Genomic DNA, 24,646 nt, shown 5'->3' on the forward strand with positions numbered 1-24,646 from the left:
ATGACTCTCCAGCAGATCACCGCATCCGATATCGCGGGCTGGGACTCTTTACAGAATATAGCTAACACCTTTGAAAAACGCGGGCTCAAACCACGCCCGAAACTAGGGGGCGATAACGAACTCGTAGTCCAGCTTGATGATGACGAATTCATCGTCATTGTCAATGCTGGTCCCGGTGAGACTGCCACAGACTTCAAACCGGAAAATCGCTCACGGCACACCAACCTCGTTGCCACCAACGATTTCGAGACCTTCACCTTCATTACGCGAGTCCGAAGCTGGGAGGGGCAGCAGCACGGTCGAATTAAGCATCAAAAGATTTCGTTCTCGAAGGAGCAGTTCACGCGGGACAGCGGAGAGAAGAACACTATTCTCCAGAAACTGAACTCGATCGAGTACGGTTCCTCTGCTGCGATATACGATACGCTCTACGACACGCAACAGGTCGTCAAGGAGTTCTATGAGCAGTTCGAGGAACTCCGGACAGATCTCATTCAAGAGGTCACGGGCATTCCCGACGATCGTGGTGATGCGAAGCAACGATATGTGCAGGTCATTCTTGATCGGATGATCTTCCTATACTTCATCCAAGAAAAGCGCCTCCTTGATCGGAATCCGAACTACCTTCACGAACAGCCGAATGAAGTTGTTGACGAGGGTGGTGACCACTATGAGGAGTTCTACGAACCGCTCTTCTTCGAATACCTCGCAGAAGACAAGCAGAACCCTGACTTCGGCAGTCTTCCGTACCTGAACGGTGGCTTGTTCGCAAGGAATCCTGTCGAAGAGGAGTTCCAGGACGCAAAGTTAGGTGGCCCTGCCGAGGAAACGAACGAGCTCTTCGACGATATCCTCGACTTCCTCTCCGACTGGAACTGGAACGTAGACGAACGACTCGACATCGTCGATCCCAAGAACCTCTCCCCAGCGATCTTGGGCCACATCTTCGAGCAAACGGTCAATCAGAAGGAGATGGGGGCGTACTACACACCGGAAGAGATCACGGGGTTCATGGCTCGCCGGACGATCCATCCATATCTGCTCGATCAACTCAACGAGGCTGTGGACGCAGACTACGACGAGATCGACAATGTGTTCGGATTCCCCGTGCCCGAGGCAGATAGTAGCGCAGAAGCTGTTGCCGATGGCGGAACCATAACTCAGCAAGTTCCAACGGAAAATGTCCAGACCAGCCATGTGGAGATTCTCTACCACGACATTCTGAAGGAAGCACACATTCTCGATCCCGCCGTAGGAAGTGGCGCCTTCCTGCTCGCCGCACAGGAGGTGCTGATGGACCTATACATGCAATGCATTGAGTATTTCCAGCGGCTCGAAGCTGAAGGGCAAGGCTGGGAGCTAGAATCCAGAACGCGAGAAGAGATAGAGGAAATTGAGTCTGGAAAAGGCTCCTCATCACTGTACGCAAAGCGAACGGCCATTCTCAACAATTTGTACGGAGTCGATATCGACGAAGGTGCTGTTGAGATTTGCAAGCTCAGGCTCTGGTTGTCGATGGTCGCTGATATCGAGGATGAACCGAGCGAGGTGGAGCCGCTCCCCAACATCGATTTCAACGTACGACGGGGCAACAGCCTAATCGGTCAACTCGATACGGACATCGAGAGTAACGAAGACGGAGACAGCGATCTCGATTCTTGGGAGGTGAAAACTCGTTTTGAGGACGTGAAAGAGGCCATCAAGAAGCACAAGAAAGCGGAGACCAGTGTTGAAGCCCAAGAATGGCGGAAAGAGGCAGAAGACAGAATAGAGGGACACCGGGACAAATTTGACAAGATCCTTCGGCGAGAATTCCAAGACGCTGGCTTTGACGACATAACGATCGAGGAAATTCGGGAGTGGTCACCCTTCCACTGGCCGTTGGAGTTCGCCGACGTCTTCGAGAAAGGTGGATTCGACGTGTTCATCGGGAACCCACCATGGGACATGCTCTACGCGAATCGCGACGACTTCTTCATCCGCAACGATGAGCAGTTCCGTACCTATCCGTCGGAGGAAAAAGACGGTGTGATGGAAGACCTCCTCTCAAGCCCTGAAGTTGCGTGGGAATGGGAGGACTACAAGGAATCAATGGAAACTCAGGCAGACTTCTTCACGCAGGGAGATGTTTATAAGCTCCAATCTCCAGTGGTGGGCGGTCGAACGATGCCGACAAAGAACGAACTTTCGGCTCTTTTTCTTGAGCGGGTCTTCAGACTCTCCAGAGACGGCGTGAAGGTGAGTCTACTCCTCCCCGGTACTATCTTCGGGGGAGTAATGGGGAAAGACCTCCGAATGCATCTGCTGGACCACACGGACGTGGAGAATCTCATCGGGTTCGAGAACAAGGGTATCTTTGAGGCTATCGACGATAGATACCGGTTCGCGATTCTGACGTTCGAATATGGGGGGAAGACATCAGCTCTTCGGGGGATATTCAACCAACGTGACATGGATATAGTCTACAGGATCGAAGATGAGGCAGTCAACATTCCGCGCGACGTACTCGTCAGTTATTCTCCAGAAGGGGGAATCTTCCCATCCATCACCTCGCAGATCGAAGTAAGCGTCTTGGAGAAGGTAGTTGAGCAGCCTTCCTTGGGTGAAGATTTAGAGGAGACTTGGACAGTTGATATGCTCACTAAGGAGTTCGTTGAATCAACTGATAAGGATAGGCTCTTGACATCGCCGGAGGAGGCCGACTATCCCGTCTACGGCGGCAAAAATATCCACCAGTTCCAGTACGATAATACCCACACAGGAGCGTTAGATGGACCGCAGTACTGGAGTCGGGGGATGTACGATCCACCGAATAGTGCTCAGTACCGTGTTCGAGAGAAGAAATTCAACAGGGGTAATCTCAAACGGGCAATCTACGACGCCTTTGGAGGTTCAGAGACGAGCAAGTCTCAAGTTCAATTCGTAGATGAACTACTCGAAGAACACCGTGGTCACGGACTTGAGGAAGAAGATGTCCTGCTCGATTGTACTGAATACCGAATCGGCATTCGAGACGTTTCTCGATCCCGGGACGAGCGGACGATAATAGCGACGGTACTTCCGAAGGACGTCATTTGTCTCCACACCATTAACACGTTCAAGCCGTTCGCTATTGAGCCGGAAGAGGAACACCTCACAGAGTCCCCACTTCGGTCACCCTACGTCCGGCGATTTACGGATCAAGAACTCTTCGTGGCAACGGGGCTCCTGAACAGCATTGCGTTCGATTTCCTGATGCGAACCAAAGTCGAGACGCACATCGTCAAGCGCGAGCTATTGGAATCCCAGCTACCACGCCTCACCGATGGAGATGACTGGTTCCATTATATCGCTGAACGAGCTGCCCGGTTGAACTGTTACGGAGAAGAATTCAAAGAAATGCGTGAGCGACTCGGCGGAATCGAGGCAGCGGTAGAAGATCAAGAACGCAGAGAATTACAGGCTGAAATCGACGCGGCCGCATTCCACGCGTATGGCCTGGAACGTCGTGACGTGAAGTTTGTCCTCGACGACTTCCATCGCGTTGAGAATCCGAAGCTGATGGACGAGATGTACTTCGATCTGGTCTTGGAGAAATATGATCTGCTGGATCAGAAGGGGCCCCTACCGTAGCTCCCAAATCACTGTCCGACAACCCCCCAGCATACGAGCTTCGCTTGTACATCACTCTCTCCCATCAGTTTTGTCTGGTATTCAGTAGAGGCTTCGACGTTCTCTTCCAAGAACTCCCCAAGCTGACTGAGAAACTCCACAGTCTGCCACTCTGGGAAGGAGTCATACTGCTCGTTTTGGCGAAAGATCTCCCGTAAAATTCGGTCTTCATCCGTGTTCGCCAGCTTTACTTCCTGCAGCCGCTCTTCGATGTCGTTAGCCCATTCTTCTATCGTTTCGAACTCTTCGACAGGAGCCGGCTCATCGCCGTGATTCGGCTGAACGTAGTGACTGATGAAATCGAGGATCGTCTCTTGTTCCTTCGAGAAGGCCTCTCCCTGTTTGAAAGCACCCTCAACTTGGCCCTCTCGAATCACCTCAAGACGCTCGTCAAGCACTGCTTGAATTTCGCCGCGATTCGATAACACCGTATCTGGATTTCCGGTAATCGGGTCGCCGTCAACTGAAGGGTCAATGTTGAGCGTGCTCACGGGCCGCTCTTTGACCTCGTCGGCGAAGGGCTTGTAGTAGAAAGCACGACGGACGCGACCAAGCGGGGACTCGTGGTCATCATCGTCGAACCAGAGGTGGGCAAGGGCGAACACCCCCGGACGAGGACCGGCATCGTGGTCAGTTACATTCGTGTAGAGGAATTCCCGTTCTTCGGGCGGGTCATCGAAGAAGTCCTCAGCGTACTCGAAGTCTTCCGCGGTCAGGTCGTAATCCTCGTTCAGTTCTCGCTTCAGAAGGTACCGTTCGAACGCAGCGTGTTCATTACTCCCAGCGTTGCGGAGGAGCGGATTCTTGCTCGTGTCGTCGAGTTCATTCACATCGTCAATTTCACGGGATTTCTGGAGAGAGTCCTCAATCTCGTCTACCTGTAATTCCCCGATTGTCTTCTCCGTGTCTACACCTGTCTTTTCGAGAATCTGGTCTTCGTTCGGATCGAGGATGTTGTTCTCCTTTCCGACGATGAGCGCGATATCGTTGATCTTTGCCTGCAGACGTTTCAGGAGCTTAATCGCCGCCTCGATGTCGCCGTCCGGGTAGAAGTTGTGGACGTGTTTCTCGGCGGTACTCCCAATCCGGTCGACTCGCCCGACACGCTGGACAATCCGCATCGGGTTCCACGGCAGGTCGTAATTGACCACCACATGAACGTCCTGAAGATTAACCCCTTCACTCAGCGTGTCAGTGGCCACTACGTACTGTAGCTCTGAATCCCCCGACTCGGCGAGCGTTTGCTGATAGCCTGACGCCTCAGGGGCAAAGCGTTGAATAATGTCCTGCTTATTCTCGTCGCCACCCTTGACGACGGCACTGTTCGCCTCGGTAAGTGGTGAATCCGCGTTGTCACAGAGGGTTCGATAGACGTAGTCTGCAGTTGCTCGATACTGCGTGAAGATGAGCACCTTCTGGTCGTGATCAGAGAGGACATCTGCAAGTCGGTCGATCTTCGGGTCGCGGAACTCGCGGAGTGAAAAGACGGCCTCGTAAAAGTCGCGTGTGGCGGGGTCGACTTCGCTCAGGTCACTATTCGGGTAGAGAATCGGATTCATCTCTTCTTCAGGAATATCTGGGAGGACACCAGCGCCGTGGTCAGCGAGCCATTGCCGCGTGGAAACCGCATAATCGCTCACATCACCCGCATCACGGGCGACATCACCGATGAACTGCGAGAGGAAATACGAGAGAAGGGTGAGGTCCTCCCTGATGTACGTCTTCACCTCGCCGATGGTGGCGTCTGCCAGTTCATCTCCCTCGGTATCAGCTCCTTCTTCCGATTGAATAGCGGTGGTATCGAAACCGAATTCTTCGAGTGTTTGTTCGAGATCTTCAGCAGCGTCGGCTCCTTCGACAAAGTCACCGAGTTCAGAGTCATCCCCCTCCCGAACAGTTCGGAGCATATCGATGTCTTCGTCCTCGGGGAGTTCACCAAGAAGGCCGAGAAGCTGGCGTTCGCTCTGATGCAGCGTCTCGATCGACTGGACGAACGCGTACGTTGAGGACTCGAGCCGTTTGAGGAGGTTCAGCTTGTAGAGAGCTTTCAGAGTGCTCCCCGCTTTCGGGTTTTTGACTGTGATGTGGGGAAGGTGGAGGGCGTCCATCACGTCGGGAAGCATCCGATATATTGGCTGGTAGGCCGCCGGCAGGGAGTACTGTTGCTTGTTGAGTTTCGGCGGCTTGAAGCTCATCTCGAAGTCTTCGCTGTCCTGAATCTGATCTTTGACGTGCTTGCGCGTCCGGAGAACCATCACTTCGTTCAGGATATTCGAAATCTCAGAGGAGTGTCGCTGTAGCTGCTCGGTGATTTCTTGCTGTTCGTCGTCGCCGACCTCCTCTTTCCCGGATGCGATGCGTTTTCGCGTCTCCGAGAGTTCGATATATTCGTCGAACGCATCAAAGTCGAGTGACGCCTTGTTCCGAAGTTCCTCCGGGCTGGTGAACAAGCTGATGAGGTTCTTTAGGTCGGTAGCGCTGTTATTGATCGGGGTCGCGGTCAGCATAATCATCGTCTTTCCGCGGAGTTGCCTGAGATTCGCGTGTCGTCGCGTCCCCTTGTAGTCATCATCGTGGTCCGGATTCGGTCGCCACTTCCCGTAGTTCCGGAACCGATGAGCCTCGTCGATAAGCAGGACGTCAAACTCGTCTTTGAGGTCCTGCACCTCGTCGTAGGAGAGATTCTGGAACTTGCTGATACTCATCACGTCAAGGTGCGTGCCGTCTACCTCTAACCCGAAGTACGGATTGCCGTCTTCGTCAGTGTCGTTCTGGAGTAGGTCTTCCCACTGATCAGTCAGGTTGGCCGGGACAATGAGGAGACAGTGGTCGCCACGTTGACGGTAGTCGTGGAGGAGTTCACCCCCAATAAATGATTTTCCCAGGCCGACCGAGTCGGAGACGATGCACCCGTTGAACTGGGAGAGCTTCTCCTTTGCACTCTCGTACCCGAGCTTCTGGAAGTAGTACAGTGGGCTGTCACGGATGTTGACGTTCCCACTCAGTTCGTCGTAGGCGAGCAGCTTGTAGAGCTCGAACGGTTCGAGATACGTGCCCAGCTCCTCAGATGACGTTTCCTGGTCGGACTCGTCCTCCTGCTGTTCCTTCCAGTCCTGGTACTCCTCGCTGTTCTCGATGATTCGGATGATTTCCTCACTGAACTCCTCGGCGTTGGCCCACTGGTTGTCGTACCACTCCTCGAACGCTTCGGCCTTGTGTCGATCCTGACTCGTGAGGTTCAGCTCGATGTTGTTCTGGTGGCCGCTCTTGGTGAAGTTCGAGGAGCCGACAACTGTAGCACATGGGCGGGTGTCTTCATCCCCGTCGTGTCCCCAATCTTCGTCATCTTCGAGTGGCGCTCGAAATGATGCACCCTTTGCGTGGAAGTAACCGTTTTCAGGATTTCGCACACGGACGCTCACCTCGCCTTCGGCGATAAAGTCTCGTAGCCGGTCTAGTCGGCCGATCTGAGCGTTATTCAGCTCCGAGATGCTTTCTCTCACTTCTCTTTTGAGTTCCTCTTTGAGATTCTGTCCCTCACCGATTTCGTCAGCAGTTCCCCTATTCGTCTGACGACCCATCAAAATCCGAAGCGGAGCGTGGCCGAGATCATCGGGGTCAGCCAAGTTTTCAAGGTCTTCCCGGTAGAGGTCAAATCCTGAGAGATAAAAGTAGCCAGTTGCGATACGGCCTTCCTCGATCTGGGGAATGATCCGCTTGTAAGCGTCTTCTAGTGTTCTGTTGGCGTTATCGACAAGCGGAGGAAGTGAGAGCATCGTAATGCCGAGATGTATTCAGTACGCGAACTTAGTGTTTAGTGACCTCCCTACAGAGGTGGCACCAGACAATAGTCAATCAAACTGGCCGAAGATCCCGCCAGCGGACGTCAACGGTGTCACCATTAGCGATTTCAACCCGAAAAAGATAGCCCTCTCGTTGATCATCAGTCACAGCTCCCGCATCGTCTGAGATGATCTCAACGACTGTTCCTCGACGTCCATGGAGGCGCTCGTGATCTGGATCTGTCTCGTCCGGGATATCGATTCGGACCGTGTCTCCAATATCGAATCGTTTCATAGTAGGTGTCATCAGCTCCGCGTCCAGAATAGCCCTATCGAACCAGCCATAACGGTTGCACCGATTATTAGCCCGACTGTGGTCGGAGACGGCAGGGAATAGCCTGCACTCGTGAGCAAAGGAGTTAGAATGAACCCACCAGCGTATCCTCCGACAGTAAGATATCCAGCGGCAAGGAGACGGACAAACCACTGTTCGACAATCGTATGCGAGCGGTGATCAGGGTCGTCATCAGGTCGGGGCTCAACGATTTCCGGATCGGGCTTTTCCCGCTTGAGGTATCGCCATTCATCAAGATACATTCGGACAGGAAGGGCAGACTCGATTTGGTTGAGAATAGCATATCGGGCCTTGTTCAGCCGGCGATACGACTGTAAACTCTGATACCAAAAGTAACAGATCAGACTTCCAAATCCAGAGGCGAATAGAACGATTGCAGCACTCGTAGTCGTCAAATTTCCTCGGGCGAGAGCGAAGAGTCCGGCTAGTATCGACGTCAAAATCAAGCCGAAAAATCGGTTCATCTGAACCCGCTGATTCGCAGTCTCGATTGCCACCTCCCCATAGTGGATGTATTGATCCATCAAGCGATCCGTCTCTTCGTCGTTCAGATTTGTTAACGGCCCATTCTCTACGGCATTGGGCTCGGCCGATTCGGCCGGGTCTCCCCCAGTAACCTCTTCGGGGTGTTCCGGCTCTGTTTCAGGCGTGTCTTTGTCCTCGGTATTTTCGCCAAGATTTGCATTATTCGGCTCGCTCTCGCCAGAGGTCTCGTCAGTTGGTTCAGACATATTCCGCTAAGGTGTCGGCGAATGATGCTTTGCGCCATCCTAAGAATAGGGGACCGTAGAAACAGTTCAGATCCAAACGCTGTTCGGTCGCCATTGCGCTTTCTGCGTAGTGCCTGTACTGATTGATGAGCGTCTTATCACGCTCTGGCCGTCTGGGTGAAGATCGTGTACTGCAATCCCTCTGTCTTGGGCCATACTCGACCGAGGGTGAATCATGCATGCTTCGCGATGGCGTTCACGATAGACTTCTGCCGCCAACCGACAATCTCATCGGCTTCCTCCTTTACCACAGCTGGAAGTCGCTCGTTCCCGTTCGGTCGCACACCGATAATAGGTTTCTCGAAATGGTCTGCCATCTCAACCTCCTCCTCGATCCACTCGCTGTGCGAGACGTACATCCCAGCGACGACGACGACCACATTTGCCTGCCCAACCTGCTGATAGAGCTGCTGACGAAGATCATTCTTATCTTCAAACTCCATCGGATCGTCCTCTGGGACACTGAAGTTCTGCCAGTCCAGCTGATTTTCATCATCGAGGAACTCCTCAATACGTTCACGTTGTTCGGAGTACTTCCACGAGTGACTCACAAACACCCGATACGGCCGATCTTCCAGAGGGAGACGCGGCTGCGTCGACGTGCCGGTCTCATCTGTTGTTGAACCAGATGAAACTAGGCCACCAAGTCCTTGAGCGCCCTTGTATGTGAAATAGCCTGCCACAGCAGCAGCGATAATGAGTTCAGGGGCGTCGTGCCAAAGGTAACGAAGTGGATCGTCGTGTGGATCATGATCAACTTGTCCACCTTTCCAGTCGGCATATCCGGCGAGGAGGTCTTTTCCGAGATCGACGACATCGGTATTTTGTTGGTTTGTGGTTGGACCGGATGTCGTATCGGAGCCTCCAGTAGTATCCTCGAACAGGCCAGCAAACGGATCGTCTTCCCCGTTTGATTTGATAAGGGCGTTCACGTCAAGGCTTCCGGTGGGGCTTTGCACCTCGACGGTCGGCACGTTGGTGACAGGGTCGTTTTCGTTGGGTGTCACAGGCGATACATCGCAATTTGGATATTTAAACCCAAGGGGATATTTGCTATTCAGGAAGGTTCGTGTTTCCGTGAACTTCCGAAAAGCCACCACGACAGATTCCTTCCAAATCACCACAAAGAGACCCGGTATTCAACCGATGGCCAATTGGTGAGATTTGCTTTCCGGAAACAACCCGGTCACGTATTTATGGCCTGGCGCAGAACCAGTCACTTACTAACACAATGATCCGCGATGCTCGCGTTCTCCGCGCCGGGTTCGTCCCTCGGGAAGTTGAGCATCGCGACGCCGAAGTCAACCACCTCTCTAGCGTCCTCGAGCCCATCACGAATGGTGAACCCGCCGACACGGCCATCGTCACCGGACCCAGCGGCGCCGGCAAGACGTGCATCTCGAAATTCGTCACCGAACGCCTACGTGAGGAGGTCCTCGACGTCGAGACCACCTACGTCAACTGCTGGCGCAATTACACCCGGTTCCGCACGCTCTACCAGATCCTCGACGATCTCGGCGCAACCATCGACATCCACCGGCAGTCGACGCCGCACGACGAACTCGTCGATCGCCTCCAGCAGCATGACGGCCCGCGAACCGTCGTCATCCTCGACGAGGTCGACCAGCTCGAAGACCCCAGCGTCATCTACGACCTCCACAGCCTCCCGCAGTTCGCGATCATCTGCATTGCGAACAAGGAAGAGGAGCTGTTCAGCCGCGTCGACGACCGGCTCGTGAGCCGGCTGCGCTCCAGCGAACACGTCCGGATGGACAAGTACCACGACGAGCAGCTGTACGACATTCTGAGTTCGCGGGCGAAGTGGGGGCTCGACGAGGACGTCATCACCGACGACCAGCTATATCGAATCGCCGACGCGGCCGCCGGCGACGCACGCCTCGCAATCGGCATCCTCCGAACGGCCGCCGGCAAGGCCGATCGCGAGAACCACGAGCGCATCACCGACGATATTCTCCTGGACGCCGCCGAGGATGCTCGGGCCCAGATCAAGCAGAAAAGCCTCGACTCGCTCACGCCGCACCAGCGCGTCGTCTACGATATCGTTCGCAAGCACGGGCCGGTCGGGCCGAGCGAGATCCACGAACGCTATTCCGAGGACGTCGATGATCCGCGGACGAAACGGACTATCCGCACGTACCTCTCGAAGATGGAGCAATACAACCTCCTCGAGGCGGAAGGGACGAGTCGGGACCGAAAGTACTCGCTCGTCGATTCAGCAGCGGCGTCACCGATGCAGTGACCGTGACGCCGCGACCTACCCCGAACTGAACTCGCCGAGGCCCGATTGCTCGTGGTCTAGCGGCTCGATGACCTGGGGATCGTCGTTGTCAGGGTTGTTGACCCGCGTCGAAATCTCGTAGGCGTCCAAATCGTCCTTCGGATACGGCTGGCACAGTTCCTTGCGAGTGTCCGGGTCTGCGGCGAGCCAGTCGGACTCAGCGTCCTTTGGGAGGACGATCGGCATCCGGTTGTGGATTGAGTTCATCAGGTCGTTCGGCTCCGTCGTGAGAATCGTGACGCACGAGATCGCCTCGTCCTCGCCCTCCCAGACGTCCCAGAGCCCGGCCATCGCGAACGCGGGGTCGTCCTCGCGGTGAATCCGGTAGGGCTGTTTTGTCCCGCCGTTCGGCGATTTCCACTCGTAGAACCCCGAAGAGAGGACCAAACATGGGCGGGATTCCCACGCCCGCTCGAAGACGCGTTTCTCGTCGGCAGTCTCGGAGCGAGCGTTGATGATGCCCTCCTCGGGCTCGTCCGCCCAGAACGGAATCAGCCCCCAGTGGTAGGCGTCGATCTCGTCGGAAGCCTCGTTCGTGATGATGTGGAGGTCGTCGCCGGGTGCAATGTTGTATCGGGGTGTATACCCGCCGTCAGTGACGACCTCGGCGTCGAAGCGAGCCTCGAGGTCAGCCTGATCGATGAAGAGCGAGTTTCGGCCACACATACCAGAGGGTTCGGAGGGTGGCATCTTCAACGTGGTCGCACAGGAACTTCGCGGCACCGACGTACTTAACCAACATTCGCCCCCGTTATGCATAGAGCGTTGGTTAACGGAGACAGTACTAGACAAGACTGATTCTGGAAACTTCTCGGAACCAGGCGCACAATCCCAAAAATTCGGTGGCTAACTCACCCACACCGTAACTCAGCAGTTCAGCCAAGCCTTCGAGTTAACCCGGGGCAGAATACACCCGGAATTCGATGGGCGACGACAGAGTATTTATACTCTTCTTCCGTTCTGGTGACTATGTCCAGACAGGTCTCGGATTATTTGTCTGAAATAAATGACCATATCTTTCTTCCCGGCCTCCAGCGGGAGTTTGTCTGGAATCCCAGGCAGATTGAGGAACTGTTCGATTCATTGATTCGAGACTATCCAATCGGAGCCATAACTGAATGGAGAGTTCGAGCGGCCAATATCAGCGACTACAACTCGTATAATTTCCTGCGGATGTACGTTGCCGATGACTATCGGCCACCGGATCCAGTTTTGGCGGAGTACGACCTCTACAATCAGGAGGTTGAAGACAAAGAACCGGAGATTCTGATTATAGACGGCCAGCAGCGCTTGAACTCGCTCTATATCGGTGTCGAGGGTGGAATTACAGTATATAATGGCGGACGGGGGAAGCCCAGTGATGAGCTCCAGTACTGGGAAGGCCAGCGGCTGTGTGTTGACCTATTCGGTCACCCAGAGTACGATCGCGACGATACAGCAGGCGACTACGAGTTTGAGTTCAAATCGACGGGGAAGTTTGGAGGAACGGACGAGACGGGCTATACCATGACCGGCGACACGCGACACCTTTGGATGCCGGTCGGGGAGTTATGGAACGGAGGGGACGAAGGGAGCTCCGGGAACTCCACGGTACTTGAGGGAAGATCGCTTAGCGAAGTCGTCGATGAATACGTGGATACCGCCGAACTGAGGGCGGACAACGAAACCCGCTACCAACTGCGCAGTATTTCGATGGCCGTCGCGAGAGACATTACGAGCAACGTTCTACAGGACGATCTCGAAACGGACAGTACGAACAAGGATAGATCCGAAATTCCCGAGATATTCACGAGGCTGAACATGGAGGGCTCTGATCCGAAGCCCTACCAGCTCCTCCTCTCAAAACTAATGAGTTATTGGCCGTACGCAGAAGAGGAGGGCGAGCGGATCAATCCTAGGGAGGTCATCCAAGATTGGATTGACGAATTTAAACAGAAGTTCCCTGAGTATGAGCAAGAAATCGACCGGAAGCTGTTCCTCCGGTATACAGCATACTTAGTCGGAACGGACCTCCTCCGCAGCAATCTTAGCAGTATCGACGAAGAAAGAATGGACGAGATGCGCGAGCGGTGGCTGTATAATGAGCCCGTCGTCGCCGGACGGCGCTTCGAGTGGTTTCGGACATCGCTCGAGAAGGCATTCCAGACAGTAATCGAGAGCGGGATTCGGAGCTCGGTTATGAACACGATGCCCATCTTCGCACTACTTGGCGTGTTCTATTACCAGAATCCTGATGCTGAGGTCTCCGACGCGAACCGGGAGAGTGTTTTCCAGTTCGTCGCAAGATCCCTCTTGCTGAACAAGTATTACCAGGTTCTGACCTACGGCAAGTGCCGCAACTGGATGCGATTCCTTCGCGAATGGGAACCAGAACCCAACGAGCCCATCGTTTTCCCAGGAGAGGAGCTATTTGAATCGGAGAACATCAGCCCATCTGCTGAAGACATCCGTCGAGTCGTAGCCAACGCTCGTTACGAGAGCAGCCCAGGAGAGCCTGTATTTACCGACACAGATGTCACGGCAGTACTCGGCCTCATTGAGGAATCATATACGCAATCCACGTCCACCAGTATTGGCGACTACTCGGTTGACCACATCTACCCGAAAAGCAGGGCAGAATCAGTATCTGAATCTATTGGAGAGGCTGTTGATCTTAATCGAATCGGGAATCTACAGCTGTTGCCACACGAGATGAACGAAGAGATCAAAAGCGACCAGTGGCCCCACGACTGGTTGGACGACCTCGGCAACGCCGAGGCTGAGCGTATCCAACGTGTAAATCAGTATCCTGATATCGAGCCCACCCCGGAGAACGCACAGGCGTTTATCCAGGCTCGCGAAGAGCAGATTACCGACTACTTGATTGACAAATACGTGAAGTGAGAACTGCACGTCGCAGTTTCCTATAGAATTTCCACAGAAATCAAACTGAGACAACGGGCAACTGAGCTCCTTACGTATTAACCAACAGACCAAGGGTGTATGCATCCAATTGTTGGTTAACGGAGGAGGCGCCTCATATCGGAATTGTTCTCGGAAGTGTCCCTCCTAACACGAAAACACGCAAACAGCGACGCTACTTGTTGTATTCAGATCGGTTCCCTGAAACGCGGAAGTGACACGCCGCGGCTTATCGGGAACGTGGACATATAGTTGAGTATGCCCAAGCACTCTACATCAACATCGAACCGGTTGGCGGTCGACCAGCCGACACGGGGCGCTGACCGCAATCGGTCCCTCGCTGACCAGGCCGATCCGGCCACGGACGAGATGCTGCTGCCGTCACTCGACGACGGCATCACGCTGCTCGACGTCGAGGGAGGCCGCGGCGTCCCGATCCTGCAGTCGCTCGTACTCGACCATCTCCTCCTACACGACGGGCCCGCCTTCTGGGTCGACGCAAACGGACACGCGACAACGACGACACTCGCTCAGATCGCGCCCAGTCAACGGTTGCTCAACCGAATCCACGTGGCGCGCGGATTTACCGCCTACCAGCACTACGGCGCCGTCTGTGATCTCCCGACGGCAGTGAACAAGTCGATCCAGACGTCCACGGCCGATACCGGGGCGGCCGGTCGAGGGGAACCAAGTCGTGACGAGGACACGTCGCCCCACACACCCGCCCTCATCGTCGCGCCGGCGGTCGACGCCCAGTACCGCGCCGACGATACCCTCGGTGAGACCCACGCGAAAACCCTCCAGGCCCGAACCCTCGCCCAGTTGGCGACCTACGCCGAAGGGTACGACATCCCGGTGCTCGTTACGCGAAACGAACGAAACGAATTCACCGAGCCGGTCGCGACGGTCGCCGACCATCACCTGGAGTGCGAGCAGACCCGAATGGGGCCACGGGTCGTCGGCGAGGACTTCGAGACGCTCGTCTATCCCGTCGACGACGGCGCGTACTACCAGACGACGTTCGCGTACTGGCGGCAGCTGCTCGCGGCCCGCGCCACGCAGGTCGGCGTGGAACCGACGACGCCGGCGCCGTCGACGCCGACCCCGGAGGGTGTCGGGACGGGCGTCACCGCTGACGGTGAGACGGTGGCGGCCACCGCGGATCCCTTGCTCGATGCGTGGACTGCAACCGGGACAGGAGGCCGATAGCGATGGGGCGCACAAACCCGACGTACCGGGATGCGCTGCGGGCTATCGAAGAGCGCTGGGCAGAGTTCCGGCGGGCACTGCGGCGTCGCGACCAGCCGCGATTCGACCGGTTGTTCGAGTACGCCCGCGAACACGCCGACGCGAGCGGGTTGTTGAACCACCAGAATCCGCTGCTGCCGGCGCTACTCAGCATCGATCTCGAACAGGAGGCCCGCCTCGACGACCACGAGGAACGCCTTGAGGAGCTCGAAACCGCGGTCACAGCGAGCGATGACCAGGAGAGCTCCCCACCGGACTCGAACCCGTGACGATGCCGTTCAGTATCGACTTTCTGGACGACGGCCGCGTCCTGGAGTGGGAGGGAACCGCCGACGGCGCCGTCGCGACCGAGCGCGATGACTACACCCCACGCTTCTACGTCGCCGCTCGCGACCCAGCGTCCGACCTCGACCTCACGACCCTCCAGTCGGTGTACGACCAGCACCCGGACGTCGTCGCGACCGAGATGGTTACGCGATGCCCCGGCTTTCGACGGGCCGAGGAGACCGTTCTCGCGGTCGACGTCGACCACATCGACCGCGTCACCCCACTCGCCCGGCAGGCACGCCAGCTGTCGGCCTATCCAGTCGGGGATCTCGCCTGTTTCAACGTCGACTTCTCGCGAGAGTTCCGATACTGTCTAGAGACCGGCGCCGATCCGACGCCGGCGAGCGAGCTGTCGACGCTCCGGCTCAGTGTCCCGGTGACCGAAACGAGCAACGACATCTATGGGGAGCTGTCCGTCGCCGGCGACACCGTCACCGGCTCGCCGACGGATCTCCTGACCGCCGTCCAGGGGGCGCTCGACGCACACGATCCGGACGTCCTGGTCTGCTCGACGAGCGAGATCGTCCCGACCCTGTACGAGATGGCGACGGATGCCGGCATCGACGACTTCTCGCTGAGCCGGTGGCCGGGCGTCGACTACCAGCAGCTTGCGAGCCAGTCGACGTATTCGAGCTACGGCCGCGTCGGTCACTCTCCGGCGCAGTACAACGTTCCCGGCCGGGCGATCATCGACGAGTCGAACACGTTCTTCTACGGGGAGACGAACCTCGACGGCGTCCTCGACCTCGTGTCGCGCTCGAAAAAGCCCGTCCAGGAGATCGCGTGGGCGTCGATCGGGAACGTCCTCACGGCGATCCAGATCTGTGAGGCCCACGACCGCGGCGTCCTCGTGCCGTGGAACTCCTGGCGTCACGAGTTCTACAAGCCGATGGGGACGCTCCACGATGCCGACCGCGGCGGCTTCATCTTCGCGCCCGAGGTCGGGCTTCACGAGAACGTCCACGAACTCGACTTCTCCTCGTTGTACCCGAACATCATCTGTACCCGGAACGTCTCGCCGGACGTCATCCGGTGTGAGTGCCACAGCGACCGCGACGACGTCCCCGGCCTCGGGTACTCGATCTGCGACGACCGGGGTTACCTCGTCGACGTGCTCCAGCCGATCATCGACGCTCGCGACGAGATCAAGGCGGCCATCCGTCGCGAGAAGGAACGAGACGACCCCGATGAGGATCGGCTGGCGGAACTCGAAGGGCGGTCGGGAGCGCTGAAGTGGATCCTCGTCGCCTGCTTCGGCTATCAAGGGTTCAGCAACGCGAAGTTCGGCCGCATCGAGTGCCACGAGGCGATTAATGCATTCGCTCGTGAGATTCTGCTGACGGCGAAACAGCGACTGGAAGCTGGCGGCTGGCGCGTCGTCCACGGCATCGTCGACTCCATCTGGGTGACGCCCGACCCCGACGTCGACGACGATGACCGAGAGGACCTCGGGACGCTCGCGACGGCAATCACGGAAGAGGTCGAGATTCGGCTCGAACACGAAGCCCACTACGACTGGGTGGCGTTCGTCCCGCAGCGCGAGAGCGACGCTGGTGCGTTGACGAAATACTTCGGGAAGGTCGCCGGCGGCGACGACTTCAAAATCAGAGGTATCGAAGCCCGACAGCGTTCGACCCCGCCGTTCATCGAGGACGTCCAACGGGATTGTCTCGACCGGCTCGATACCACGCGGTCACCGGACGCAGTGCTCGGACGGCTCGAACGAGCTATCGACGAACTGCAGGCGGGCAACGTAGCAGTGGAGCAGCTCGTCGAGCGGAACCGTGTCTCGAAGCCCCTGGAAGGCTACTCACAGAATACCCAGAACGTGGCCGCCTTGAAGCGAGCCCGCGAGCAGGACCTGGCAGTCCACCCGGGTCAGGATATCGAGTACGTGGTCGTCGACGACGAGAAATCCTCGCGAGACCGGGTCGCCCTCGCCCACGAGGAGATCGAGACCTACGACGCCTCGTACTACGAGACGCAGCTGGTCAGAGCGGTCGAGAGCGTGCTTTCACCGCTCGGGTGGGACCGCTCCGACATTCGTCGAGAGCTCTCCGGTGAGAGGGACGCCGTTTTGAGCTCGTTCGGTGCCACCAACGAACTGTCGTAGTGGACCCCACCCCTGGTTTCCGTCGTTTCGAACCAACCCCACGTTTCCGACGTAATTTTCGACCCCCCTCGTTTCCGTCGTTTCCTCACGCCCCACCCCGGATTTCCGTCGTCCGCACCCACTCAGTAGTAGGAGGTCACTACTCGCGAGTCCAGTCCTGCATCCGGCTGTCCTCGAGGATCGTCTCGCGGACGACCTGGGGGTCTTCGATGAGTCGATTCTGGAGGTGGATGCCGCCCGCACTCCCCTTGTTGATCTTCTCGATTTCGACAACCCCGAGGAAGGCCTGCTCTTTCAGGATGTCGCGGAACCGACGGACTGAGAGGATATCCATATCGAGATGGTTGCAGATGCGTTCGTACTGGTCGTACACCCGGCTCGTGAGGAACGCATCGTCGTTACTGTTGACACTCAGTTCCGTGAGCGCCAGCAACGCCGCCTTCGCCTGCGTGGGTGCGCCGTTCACGAGTTCTCTGAACCTGTCCTTTTCGGCGTGTTGCTGTGCCTGGCGGACGTGTTCCTCCGTCACTTGCTCTGCCCCGGCCTCGTAGGCGACCTCCCCGGCGTGGCGAAGAATGTCGATCGCCTTCCGAGCATCGCCGTGTTCCTGCGCGGCGAAGGCCGCTGAGAGCGGAATCACGTCCTCGGAAAGGACGTCGTCCTGGAAGGCGTCCTCGCGGTTGAACATGATCTCCCGAAGCTGGTTGGCGTCGTATGGCTTGAAGAACAGCTCCTTGTGCTGGAAGCTACTTTTCACGCGCTCGTTCACGTTGTCGACGTACTGGATCTTGTTGCTGATCGCGATGACGCCGACGCTACAGTCGATTTTTCCCGCCTCCTCAGCGCGCGAGAGCTTCATCAACACGCTGTCGTCGTTCATCAGATCGATCTCGTCGAGGATGATGATCACAGAATCGAATTGAGCGTCGAGCGTCTTCCAGAGGAGTTTGTAGTATTTCGACGTACTGAGGCCGGTATGTGGGACGGAGATTCCAGTCGAAGATTCATCGTTCAGCTTCGCGGCAAGTGAGGAGATTGCCTGAGTCTCCGTGTTGTCTTCAGCACAGTCGATATACGCTGTTCCAATCTCGACGCCATCCTGAGCGGCATTTTGAGCTCGCTGGCAGACGTGTTTTGAAACGAGAGATTTCCCGGTCCCCGTTTTCCCGTAGATCATCACGTTCTCCGGGGAGTACCCGTGGACAGCACCGTTGAGACGTTTCGCGAGCTTCGAGATTTCCTCGTCGCGACCGACAATCCGGTCAGCCTCCGGAACGTGGCCGATTTTCAGGAGATCCTTGTTCGCGAAGATGCGATGCCCGGATTCAAAGAGTGGATCGTCGACAGAACTGGGTGAAGAGTCGGGCGTCATTGAATATCACACGGTGTGAGCGGGGGGAGTATAAATCTAGTGGAGAACACCACCCCACGTTTCCGACGTTCCTTGTCCGATATCAGCGTGAAAATGCCGTCATTCGGTGGAATTGGATTGCTGACAATATAGCCGCGTTTCCGACGTGAGAGAGGAAACCCGTAGACGGAAGCGTCGCCTCGATGTCGAATCCCGAACTCACACACCCCACGTTTCCGTCGTAATCGCCGAACAGGTGGGGAGGGGACTCGAAGAAGACATCCACGACGAGATACCAAAGACGAGAGCGGCCTATCCTTCCAATACTGGCCGTCTACAGAAGCAGCTGGAAAGGATCGTTTCATCTGAGGGGGCGAAGTACTTCGCCCCCTCTTTGGTCGAAGTACACTCAATGAGCTTTTCTCAGCTATACCACTTTAATCTATGTGTTGTAGAAGTTGGTTCACCTCTAGATTGGTTCTAGGTCAACAGAATTAGTGGCTGTATAGCACTATCGTAGCCTCTCCCTACGCCGTCGTGGAGAAACGACGGAAACGCGGGGGGTGTGGTCCCTTCGAAATCTGCGTCACCCCCTCCACCAACATCCAGTTACGACGGAAACGTGGGGTGGGTGTCCTCTATCATCGAGTTTTACTCGTCCGGGTTGACCGGACCCTTGTACTGAGAACGAATCTTCTCTCCCTCCCGCCACTGCCAGTAGTAGTAGCGATTGTCGTTGATTTCCTTGATCGTGATCGTCGCTTTGGTAGGGACGTCGTCCGGGAGATCGTCCGGTCGTTCTTCGACCTCTTCTTGATCTGCCGACTCCTCGAGACGGGCCTCTCGTTCCTTGTGCTCGGCGAGCGCTTCAGCGTACGTCGCAACGTCTCGGAGCTGCTCCGGGTCCGACTCGTTGAGCGTGTTGACGATCTCCGTCGGAAGGTTCGCCGGTGGGGTCGGGGGTTCGTAGGACATCGGCTCTTCTCGTGTTAACCAACACGCCCCACGAATCCATAGTTTTGTTGGTTAAGTCGATGGAGACAGTTCTCGCGACCGCTGGCTGTAACACTACTCGAAACTTCTTTATATACAAATTTCGTACTATGTTACACCGTGCTCCGGCGCATCGAACTGGAGGTCCTCGCCACGGTCGACCGCGGCGACACGATCTCCGAACTCGCGACGAAGCTCGACCACAGCGAGAGTTACCTCTCTCGTGCCGTCGCCGACCTCGTCGAGAGGGGGCTCGTCTACACGGAACGCGATGGCCGGCGAAAACGAGTCATCCCGTCGGATGCTCGCGCCGTCGAGCTCTATCAGGACCTCGCTCGTCAGCACTCCCACATTGACTTCCCCGAGCTACTGACCGGCAAGGCACTCGAGGTGCTGTACTACCTCGACCAGCCGCGAACTGTCTCCGAAATCGCTGACCAGAGCGATAACTACCGCAACACGGTCAACCGCGTCCTCAAGCGGTTTCGCGACCGTGGGCTCGTCGGGACGGACGACGGCCGCTATGACTTCAACGCCGATTTCGACCGCCTCCACGAGTTCGCCCGTGAACTCGCACACCATCTGCATCGTCAACGCCTCGAAGCCGTCGCCCCGAAGGGCACGATTCTCTGGGAGGACTATGACGAATTCCTCGCCCAGGCCGAGAAGGAGATCGACGCCGAGGAGTTCCACGAAACCGGCCTCGCTCGATTCGCGGCCTTCGACCTCCAGTTCCTGCTCACCGGCCACCGCTACTACGTCTACTCCGAGGAACTTGACGAAATCTCGCCGGCAGAGCTCTGCTGTCACACGCTGCTCATCGACGACGGCAGCCGTCACCGCTCGTACTGTCTCCTCCTGCTCAGTCAGGTCGACGTCGACGAGGCGGCCCTCCGAGAGCAGGCGGCAAAGTATGGCCTTGAAGCCGAAATCGACGCCTTGCTCCGCTACCTCGAGACGCAGGGCGAGGTCGACGATGACCGGCTCCCCGAGTGGGACGAGTTTCAGGAGCTGGCGGCTGACTACGAGGTGACACTACCACAATGAGACCAACATTCGGACGCAAGTACATCGAGAACGAATTCCAGCGCATCGGGGATGGCCTATCTGAACCGCTCACGGTCTACCTGATCGGTGGTGGTGCGATGTCGCTGCGCGACCTCAAGGGGGCGACGAAAGATATCGACCTGGTCGTCCCAGATGGCGACGCATACGGTCAGCTGTGGGCGGTCCTGATGGACCTCGGGTATGCAGAGGTTCAATCGCTGGATCCAGATTACCGGGCGCTTGGGGCGACGAGCTGCGTCGAGAACGACGATGGGTGTCGCCTCGACATCTTCAACCAGCAGGTCGCGAACAAGCTCGTGCTCACCGACGGGATGCAAGAGCGCAGCGAGCCGTTCCTCGACACGGATCGACTGATGGTCCGGCTGGTCAGCAACGAGGATATCTTCCTGTTCAAGGCGATCGCAGGCCGTGACGACGACATCGAGGACATGAATATGCTCGTGCAGGCCGGCCTCGATTACGACGTCGTCCGGGCTGAACTCGAAGCCCAGATCGAACGTCTGGGGGACGATCAGTTCGCCACGTTCGCGAACGAGGCGCTGTTCGAACTCGAGGAGCGGTACGGAGTGACCACACCGATCGAGGCCCGCGTCCAGGAACTCACGAACAGGTACTACCGAGGGCTCGAAGTCCTTCAGGCACTCGACGAGCCGATGACCGTCGACGAACTGGCCGCCAAACTAGAGCTGGATACTGACGAGGTTCACGACCGGATTGCGTATCTCTCAACGTTCGACCGGATTCGTCGGGATGGCGAGACAATCCGTCACGTGGAGTAGCTCACTCACTACCTATAGAGAAGGAAGGCGGCCGTCTGGTCGGGGAACACGGCCTCGTTTGATCTCGTGATCGACGCGACGCAGGTGCTTGCAGCCCCCCTCGGGTGAGCGCTGCTGCCAGTCAGGACAGGAACACGACTCGTCGACGATGTCGACTTCGTACCTGTTGCCGGACGCGGACTGCACCTCATAGCGGCCACCTTTCGAGAGGAGCGAAACGTCCATCGCTTCGGCGACGGCACGCTTCGTGCGGGGCTCGAGATCGCCCTGTGACTCTGCGTTCTCGTCGACGACCAGTCGGTCGCGAACGTCGCCCGTTCGGCCTCCGTCCGGCGCGACGGCTTCCGCAGGGCCGCTGAGCCGCTCGAGGAGCACTTCCTCCACCGGATGGCCTTCCGGCCACAGGTAGTGGACCTCGCGGCGCTCGCGATGGTCGTAAGAGCCGCACGCCGCTGCGCTCCCGGTCCAGACGCGCCAGGCCCCGAGCGCGGCCATCACGTCGACGATGTCGCGGGGAACCGTCTGGTGGTCGTCCGGGAAGAACACCCGGAAGCGGGTACACGCCTCCTGCGGCGGGACGGTCTCCCACCAGTCTTCGCTGGAGCCCCAGCTGTCGTACATCGCGTCGTCGCTCCCATAGCCGACGGTCACGCCGTCGATCGGCGTCCAGTCCGCCGGGAGGTGGTCCGCCTCGCCTTCGAGCACCCGGAGAACGGCGTATCGGAGGTACTCGTGGGCTTGGTTGTCTGTCGTACGAGCGACCTGGTCGTGCTGCTCGGCAACGTGCTCAGCTTCCTCGAGGACCGTCGTGAGATAGGGTTCAGTCATCATTCGACGGAGGTCTGAATGCGCCTCCGCACCTCCGCGGGCGCAGAAAAACTTCCAGTAGCAGGTAGCCCGACTCCTTCGTAAGGAATTGACCGAAGAACTGCTGATTTACAAAAACAAGCTATCAACCGGTGTGTGACACACCATTAATAGGGGTGTTCCACGAAGGATTTTTCTCAATATCGGGATATAATCGTTCTATAGTGAACAGAAGGAGATTCGTTCAATCTACTGTAATCGGACTGGGTGTCGGTGTAGGTAACGTGGAGGCGCTGAGTTCACGTGACGAATCGGGATTCATCGATAAATTCGGTTATGGCGTGGTGGACTTTTTTGATAGTAACTGGGATGTGAACGATCTTGAGGAGGAACTCGAGGCAGTAGTGGACCTCACGTGCTATGCATACGGGGAAATAGAGGAGCTGGCCGATGAGGACCAAGATGTCCCCGAAGATCCAGGATTTCTTGATAGCTTCAAAGAACTCGTTCTAGATGAACTGGACGACAATCCAGAGGCTTATAATTGGATATTGAACTTCACCGATGATATAGCGAGTCTCCTGAGCCATCTGGATGTATTCCCCGATGAGATCGGGGAAGATCTGGAAGGTGTTAGCACGGCTGGAAAGGAGGTCACAAAATTCATCCCCTTGGTTGCAAATGTGAAGCAGATTCTGGACACCGGATGTAGAATATATAATAAAATACACGCCGGAAAATCTCCCTCAGAGAGCACATTTGTAAACTTCTTCAAATATGTTGCCCTCACCATTATTGAGGTAATTCTTCTCGCCACGGGTGCAGCTGTGTCCTACAGGGTTGCATTTGGGGCTACTGGATGGGTAAATCAACGCTTGATAAATGTCGTGGGCAGAAGAATTGGATGGCGTGCATATTCTTGGGTCCTGAGTCAAATCCATTGGGGGGTCAGGATGTCCTTTGCGGAGGGAATAGGACAGACAATTAGTGATGTGACTGAGACAGTCACTCAACGATTAGTTGCTGTATCCACGGATGCTAACGATCCTTTATCTACATCTGAGGCACGGCAGATTGCGAAAAACGATGTGAAGAAGATGGCGGACCACACAGACGAATGGGACTTCAGCTATGAATATTGGGAGCTGAATCAATGGAGGGAGCAGCAGATTAGTGAGGCTTCGCAACAGGCAAATCAGATCACGGAGAGAATTAACAACCTATTGAATAGTCTTCCAATATAGCTGTTATAGAGTCTATCGCATCTCGCTTATTCTGTTTAACCAACAACCCGTAAAACTCCAGCCTTCTGTTGGTTAAACAAATTTAGAACTCGTCGTCAAGGACGTCGATGAGTTCCTCTGCCGTCCGACTGATCCGTCCGAGCCGCTCGCGAACGACCTCAGGATCGTCCGACTCCCACGCAGCGAGGTAGAATGCCGAGCCGCTCGTGTCGAGCCCCCAGTAGCGCCCGACGACGTACGCGACGGCTTCGGCCTCGACTTCGCGTTTCGCCCGCTCGGTGTCGTCGTCGACATCGAAGTGGAGCAGGGCGTGTGCGTACTCGTGAATCAGCGTCCGCGCAAGGTCGGCCTCGTTCTCCCGATCACGCACCTCGACGAGCGGCTGAACGTCGACGAGACTCAGCTGTTCGCAGATGCCCTTCGCCTCGCCGTGGGTCCACTCCTCGGCTGGAACGATCCGCACCGTCACGCCGAGGTCGTCAGCGGCGCCAGTCAACTGTTCGACGAGGTCGCCGGCGTCCCCAGTCGCTTCCGTGGCCAGGTCGGGAAGCGGTTCGCCCTCGGTCTGGGAGACGTCGAACACCGGCGCGGGCTTGAACCCGACCAGCCCCTCGGACCACTCTTCGGGCGGCGTCTCGTCGTACTCACAATCGCTGTCCTCGTGGTAGCTCGGCGAGTTCTCGCACTCCGGGCACTGTTTCGCGATGATTGGCGCCCAGATCCAGATGGCCGACTCACCCTCTTTGACGTGACGGTCGAACTCCTCCTGCCACGTCCGGTAGCCAGCCACGCGGGTTGCCTCGGGACACTGCCGCTTGATGAGGAGCGTGTTCCGGTAGGAGTAGTCGTGGAATCGACTCTGGACGTCAAGCCACTCCTGGAACTCCGCGCTGGCCTGCGCGTCGTCGACGCCGGCGACGAGGTCGTCGATCCACTGTTCGATCGTACTGTTCATCTC

The 24,646-nt window shown here is 56.8% G+C and carries 18 protein-coding genes; 9 read left to right on the top strand and 9 right to left on the bottom strand.

Annotated elements, in window-relative coordinates; all coding sequences use genetic code 11:
* Window positions 1-3,612 (top strand): Eco57I restriction-modification methylase domain-containing protein (locus ACFR9S_RS15680; RefSeq protein ID WP_379819001.1); only part of this gene is annotated, 3,612 nt, incomplete at its 5' end.
* Window positions 3,613-3,620: 8 nt separating this feature from the next.
* On the opposite strand, the gene ACFR9S_RS15685 is transcribed toward ACFR9S_RS15680, so the two are convergent.
* From ACFR9S_RS15685 to ACFR9S_RS15700, 4 genes are all read right to left on the bottom strand, one after another.
* Entirely contained in the window at window positions 3,621-7,427 is a 3,807-nt protein-coding gene (locus ACFR9S_RS15685) for a helicase-related protein (protein ID WP_379730299.1), read from the bottom strand.
* Window positions 7,428-7,506: 79 nt separating this feature from the next.
* Entirely contained in the window at window positions 7,507-7,728 is a 222-nt protein-coding gene (locus ACFR9S_RS15690; protein WP_225935246.1) for a hypothetical protein, read from the bottom strand.
* A gap of 11 nt (window positions 7,729-7,739) precedes the next feature.
* Window positions 7,740-8,519 carry a RipA family octameric membrane protein gene (locus tag ACFR9S_RS15695; RefSeq protein ID WP_379730298.1) on the bottom strand — a complete coding sequence of 260 codons (780 nt, stop codon included), beginning with the start codon at window positions 8,517-8,519 and terminating at the stop codon, window positions 7,740-7,742.
* 212 nt (window positions 8,520-8,731) lie between these two features.
* Window positions 8,732-9,565, bottom strand: coding sequence for a TIR domain-containing protein (locus tag ACFR9S_RS15700; protein ID WP_379730297.1), 834 nt, complete (start codon window positions 9,563-9,565; stop codon window positions 8,732-8,734).
* 224 nt (window positions 9,566-9,789) lie between these two features.
* Here ACFR9S_RS15700 and ACFR9S_RS15705 point away from each other — a divergent pair, with 224 nt between their 5' ends.
* Window positions 9,790-10,818, top strand: coding sequence for a Cdc6/Cdc18 family protein (locus ACFR9S_RS15705; protein WP_379730296.1), 1,029 nt, complete (start codon window positions 9,790-9,792; stop codon window positions 10,816-10,818).
* Between the two features lie 15 nt (window positions 10,819-10,833).
* On the opposite strand, the gene ACFR9S_RS15710 is transcribed toward ACFR9S_RS15705, so the two are convergent.
* The gene (locus tag ACFR9S_RS15710; RefSeq protein ID WP_379730295.1) at window positions 10,834-11,523 is read right to left on the bottom strand and encodes an SOS response-associated peptidase; all 690 of its coding nucleotides are present in this window, start codon (window positions 11,521-11,523) and stop codon (window positions 10,834-10,836) included.
* Between the two features lie 303 nt (window positions 11,524-11,826).
* Between ACFR9S_RS15710 and ACFR9S_RS15715 the strand changes: the two genes are divergently transcribed.
* From ACFR9S_RS15715 to ACFR9S_RS15730, 4 genes are all read left to right on the top strand, one after another.
* Window positions 11,827-13,740 carry a DUF262 domain-containing protein gene (locus ACFR9S_RS15715; RefSeq protein WP_379730294.1) on the top strand — a complete coding sequence of 638 codons (1,914 nt, stop codon included), beginning with the start codon at window positions 11,827-11,829 and terminating at the stop codon, window positions 13,738-13,740.
* Window positions 13,741-14,127: 387 nt separating this feature from the next.
* Entirely contained in the window at window positions 14,128-14,967 is an 840-nt protein-coding gene (locus ACFR9S_RS15720) for a hypothetical protein (RefSeq protein WP_379730293.1), read from the top strand.
* Window positions 14,968-14,969: 2 nt separating this feature from the next.
* Entirely contained in the window at window positions 14,970-15,275 is a 306-nt protein-coding gene (locus ACFR9S_RS15725) for a hypothetical protein (protein ID WP_379730350.1), read from the top strand.
* A 2-nt stretch (window positions 15,276-15,277) separates the two neighbouring features.
* A complete protein-coding gene (locus tag ACFR9S_RS15730) occupies window positions 15,278-17,446 on the top strand; it encodes a type B DNA-directed DNA polymerase (protein ID WP_379730292.1) in 2,169 nt (722 codons plus the stop codon).
* A 139-nt stretch (window positions 17,447-17,585) separates the two neighbouring features.
* Here the strand turns inward: ACFR9S_RS15730 and orc4 are convergent, their stop codons facing one another.
* Both orc4 and ACFR9S_RS15740 read right to left on the bottom strand, forming a co-directional pair.
* Window positions 17,586-18,818, bottom strand: a complete 1,233-nt coding sequence (gene orc4 / locus ACFR9S_RS15735) for a DNA replication protein Orc4 (RefSeq protein ID WP_136718528.1) — start codon at window positions 18,816-18,818, stop codon at window positions 17,586-17,588.
* Between the two features lie 630 nt (window positions 18,819-19,448).
* Entirely contained in the window at window positions 19,449-19,772 is a 324-nt protein-coding gene (locus tag ACFR9S_RS15740; protein WP_008364341.1) for a hypothetical protein, read from the bottom strand.
* Between the two features lie 138 nt (window positions 19,773-19,910).
* Here ACFR9S_RS15740 and ACFR9S_RS15745 point away from each other — a divergent pair, with 138 nt between their 5' ends.
* Window positions 19,911-20,837: a helix-turn-helix transcriptional regulator gene (locus tag ACFR9S_RS15745; RefSeq protein ID WP_379730290.1), complete on the top strand. Its 927-nt coding sequence runs from the start codon at window positions 19,911-19,913 to the stop codon at window positions 20,835-20,837.
* Window positions 20,834-21,637, top strand: coding sequence for a DUF6036 family nucleotidyltransferase (locus ACFR9S_RS15750; protein WP_379730289.1), 804 nt, complete (start codon window positions 20,834-20,836; stop codon window positions 21,635-21,637). Before ACFR9S_RS15745 ends, ACFR9S_RS15750 begins: the two co-directional genes overlap by 4 nt.
* A gap of 12 nt (window positions 21,638-21,649) precedes the next feature.
* On the opposite strand, the gene ACFR9S_RS15755 is transcribed toward ACFR9S_RS15750, so the two are convergent.
* Complete coding sequence (locus ACFR9S_RS15755) at window positions 21,650-22,465, bottom strand: hypothetical protein (protein WP_379730288.1); 816 nt, start codon at window positions 22,463-22,465, stop codon at window positions 21,650-21,652.
* 203 nt (window positions 22,466-22,668) lie between these two features.
* Between ACFR9S_RS15755 and ACFR9S_RS15760 the strand changes: the two genes are divergently transcribed.
* Complete coding sequence (locus ACFR9S_RS15760) at window positions 22,669-23,688, top strand: hypothetical protein (protein WP_379819002.1); 1,020 nt, start codon at window positions 22,669-22,671, stop codon at window positions 23,686-23,688.
* 82 nt (window positions 23,689-23,770) lie between these two features.
* Here the strand turns inward: ACFR9S_RS15760 and ACFR9S_RS15765 are convergent.
* Window positions 23,771-24,646, bottom strand: an 876-nt coding sequence (locus ACFR9S_RS15765) for an ArdC-like ssDNA-binding domain-containing protein (RefSeq protein ID WP_379819003.1), incomplete at its 5' end; no start/stop codon positions are given.

This window comes from Halolamina salina (genome assembly GCF_042678005.1).
In the GTDB taxonomy this organism is placed as follows: Archaea; Halobacteriota; Halobacteria; order Halobacteriales; family Haloferacaceae; genus Halolamina; species Halolamina salina.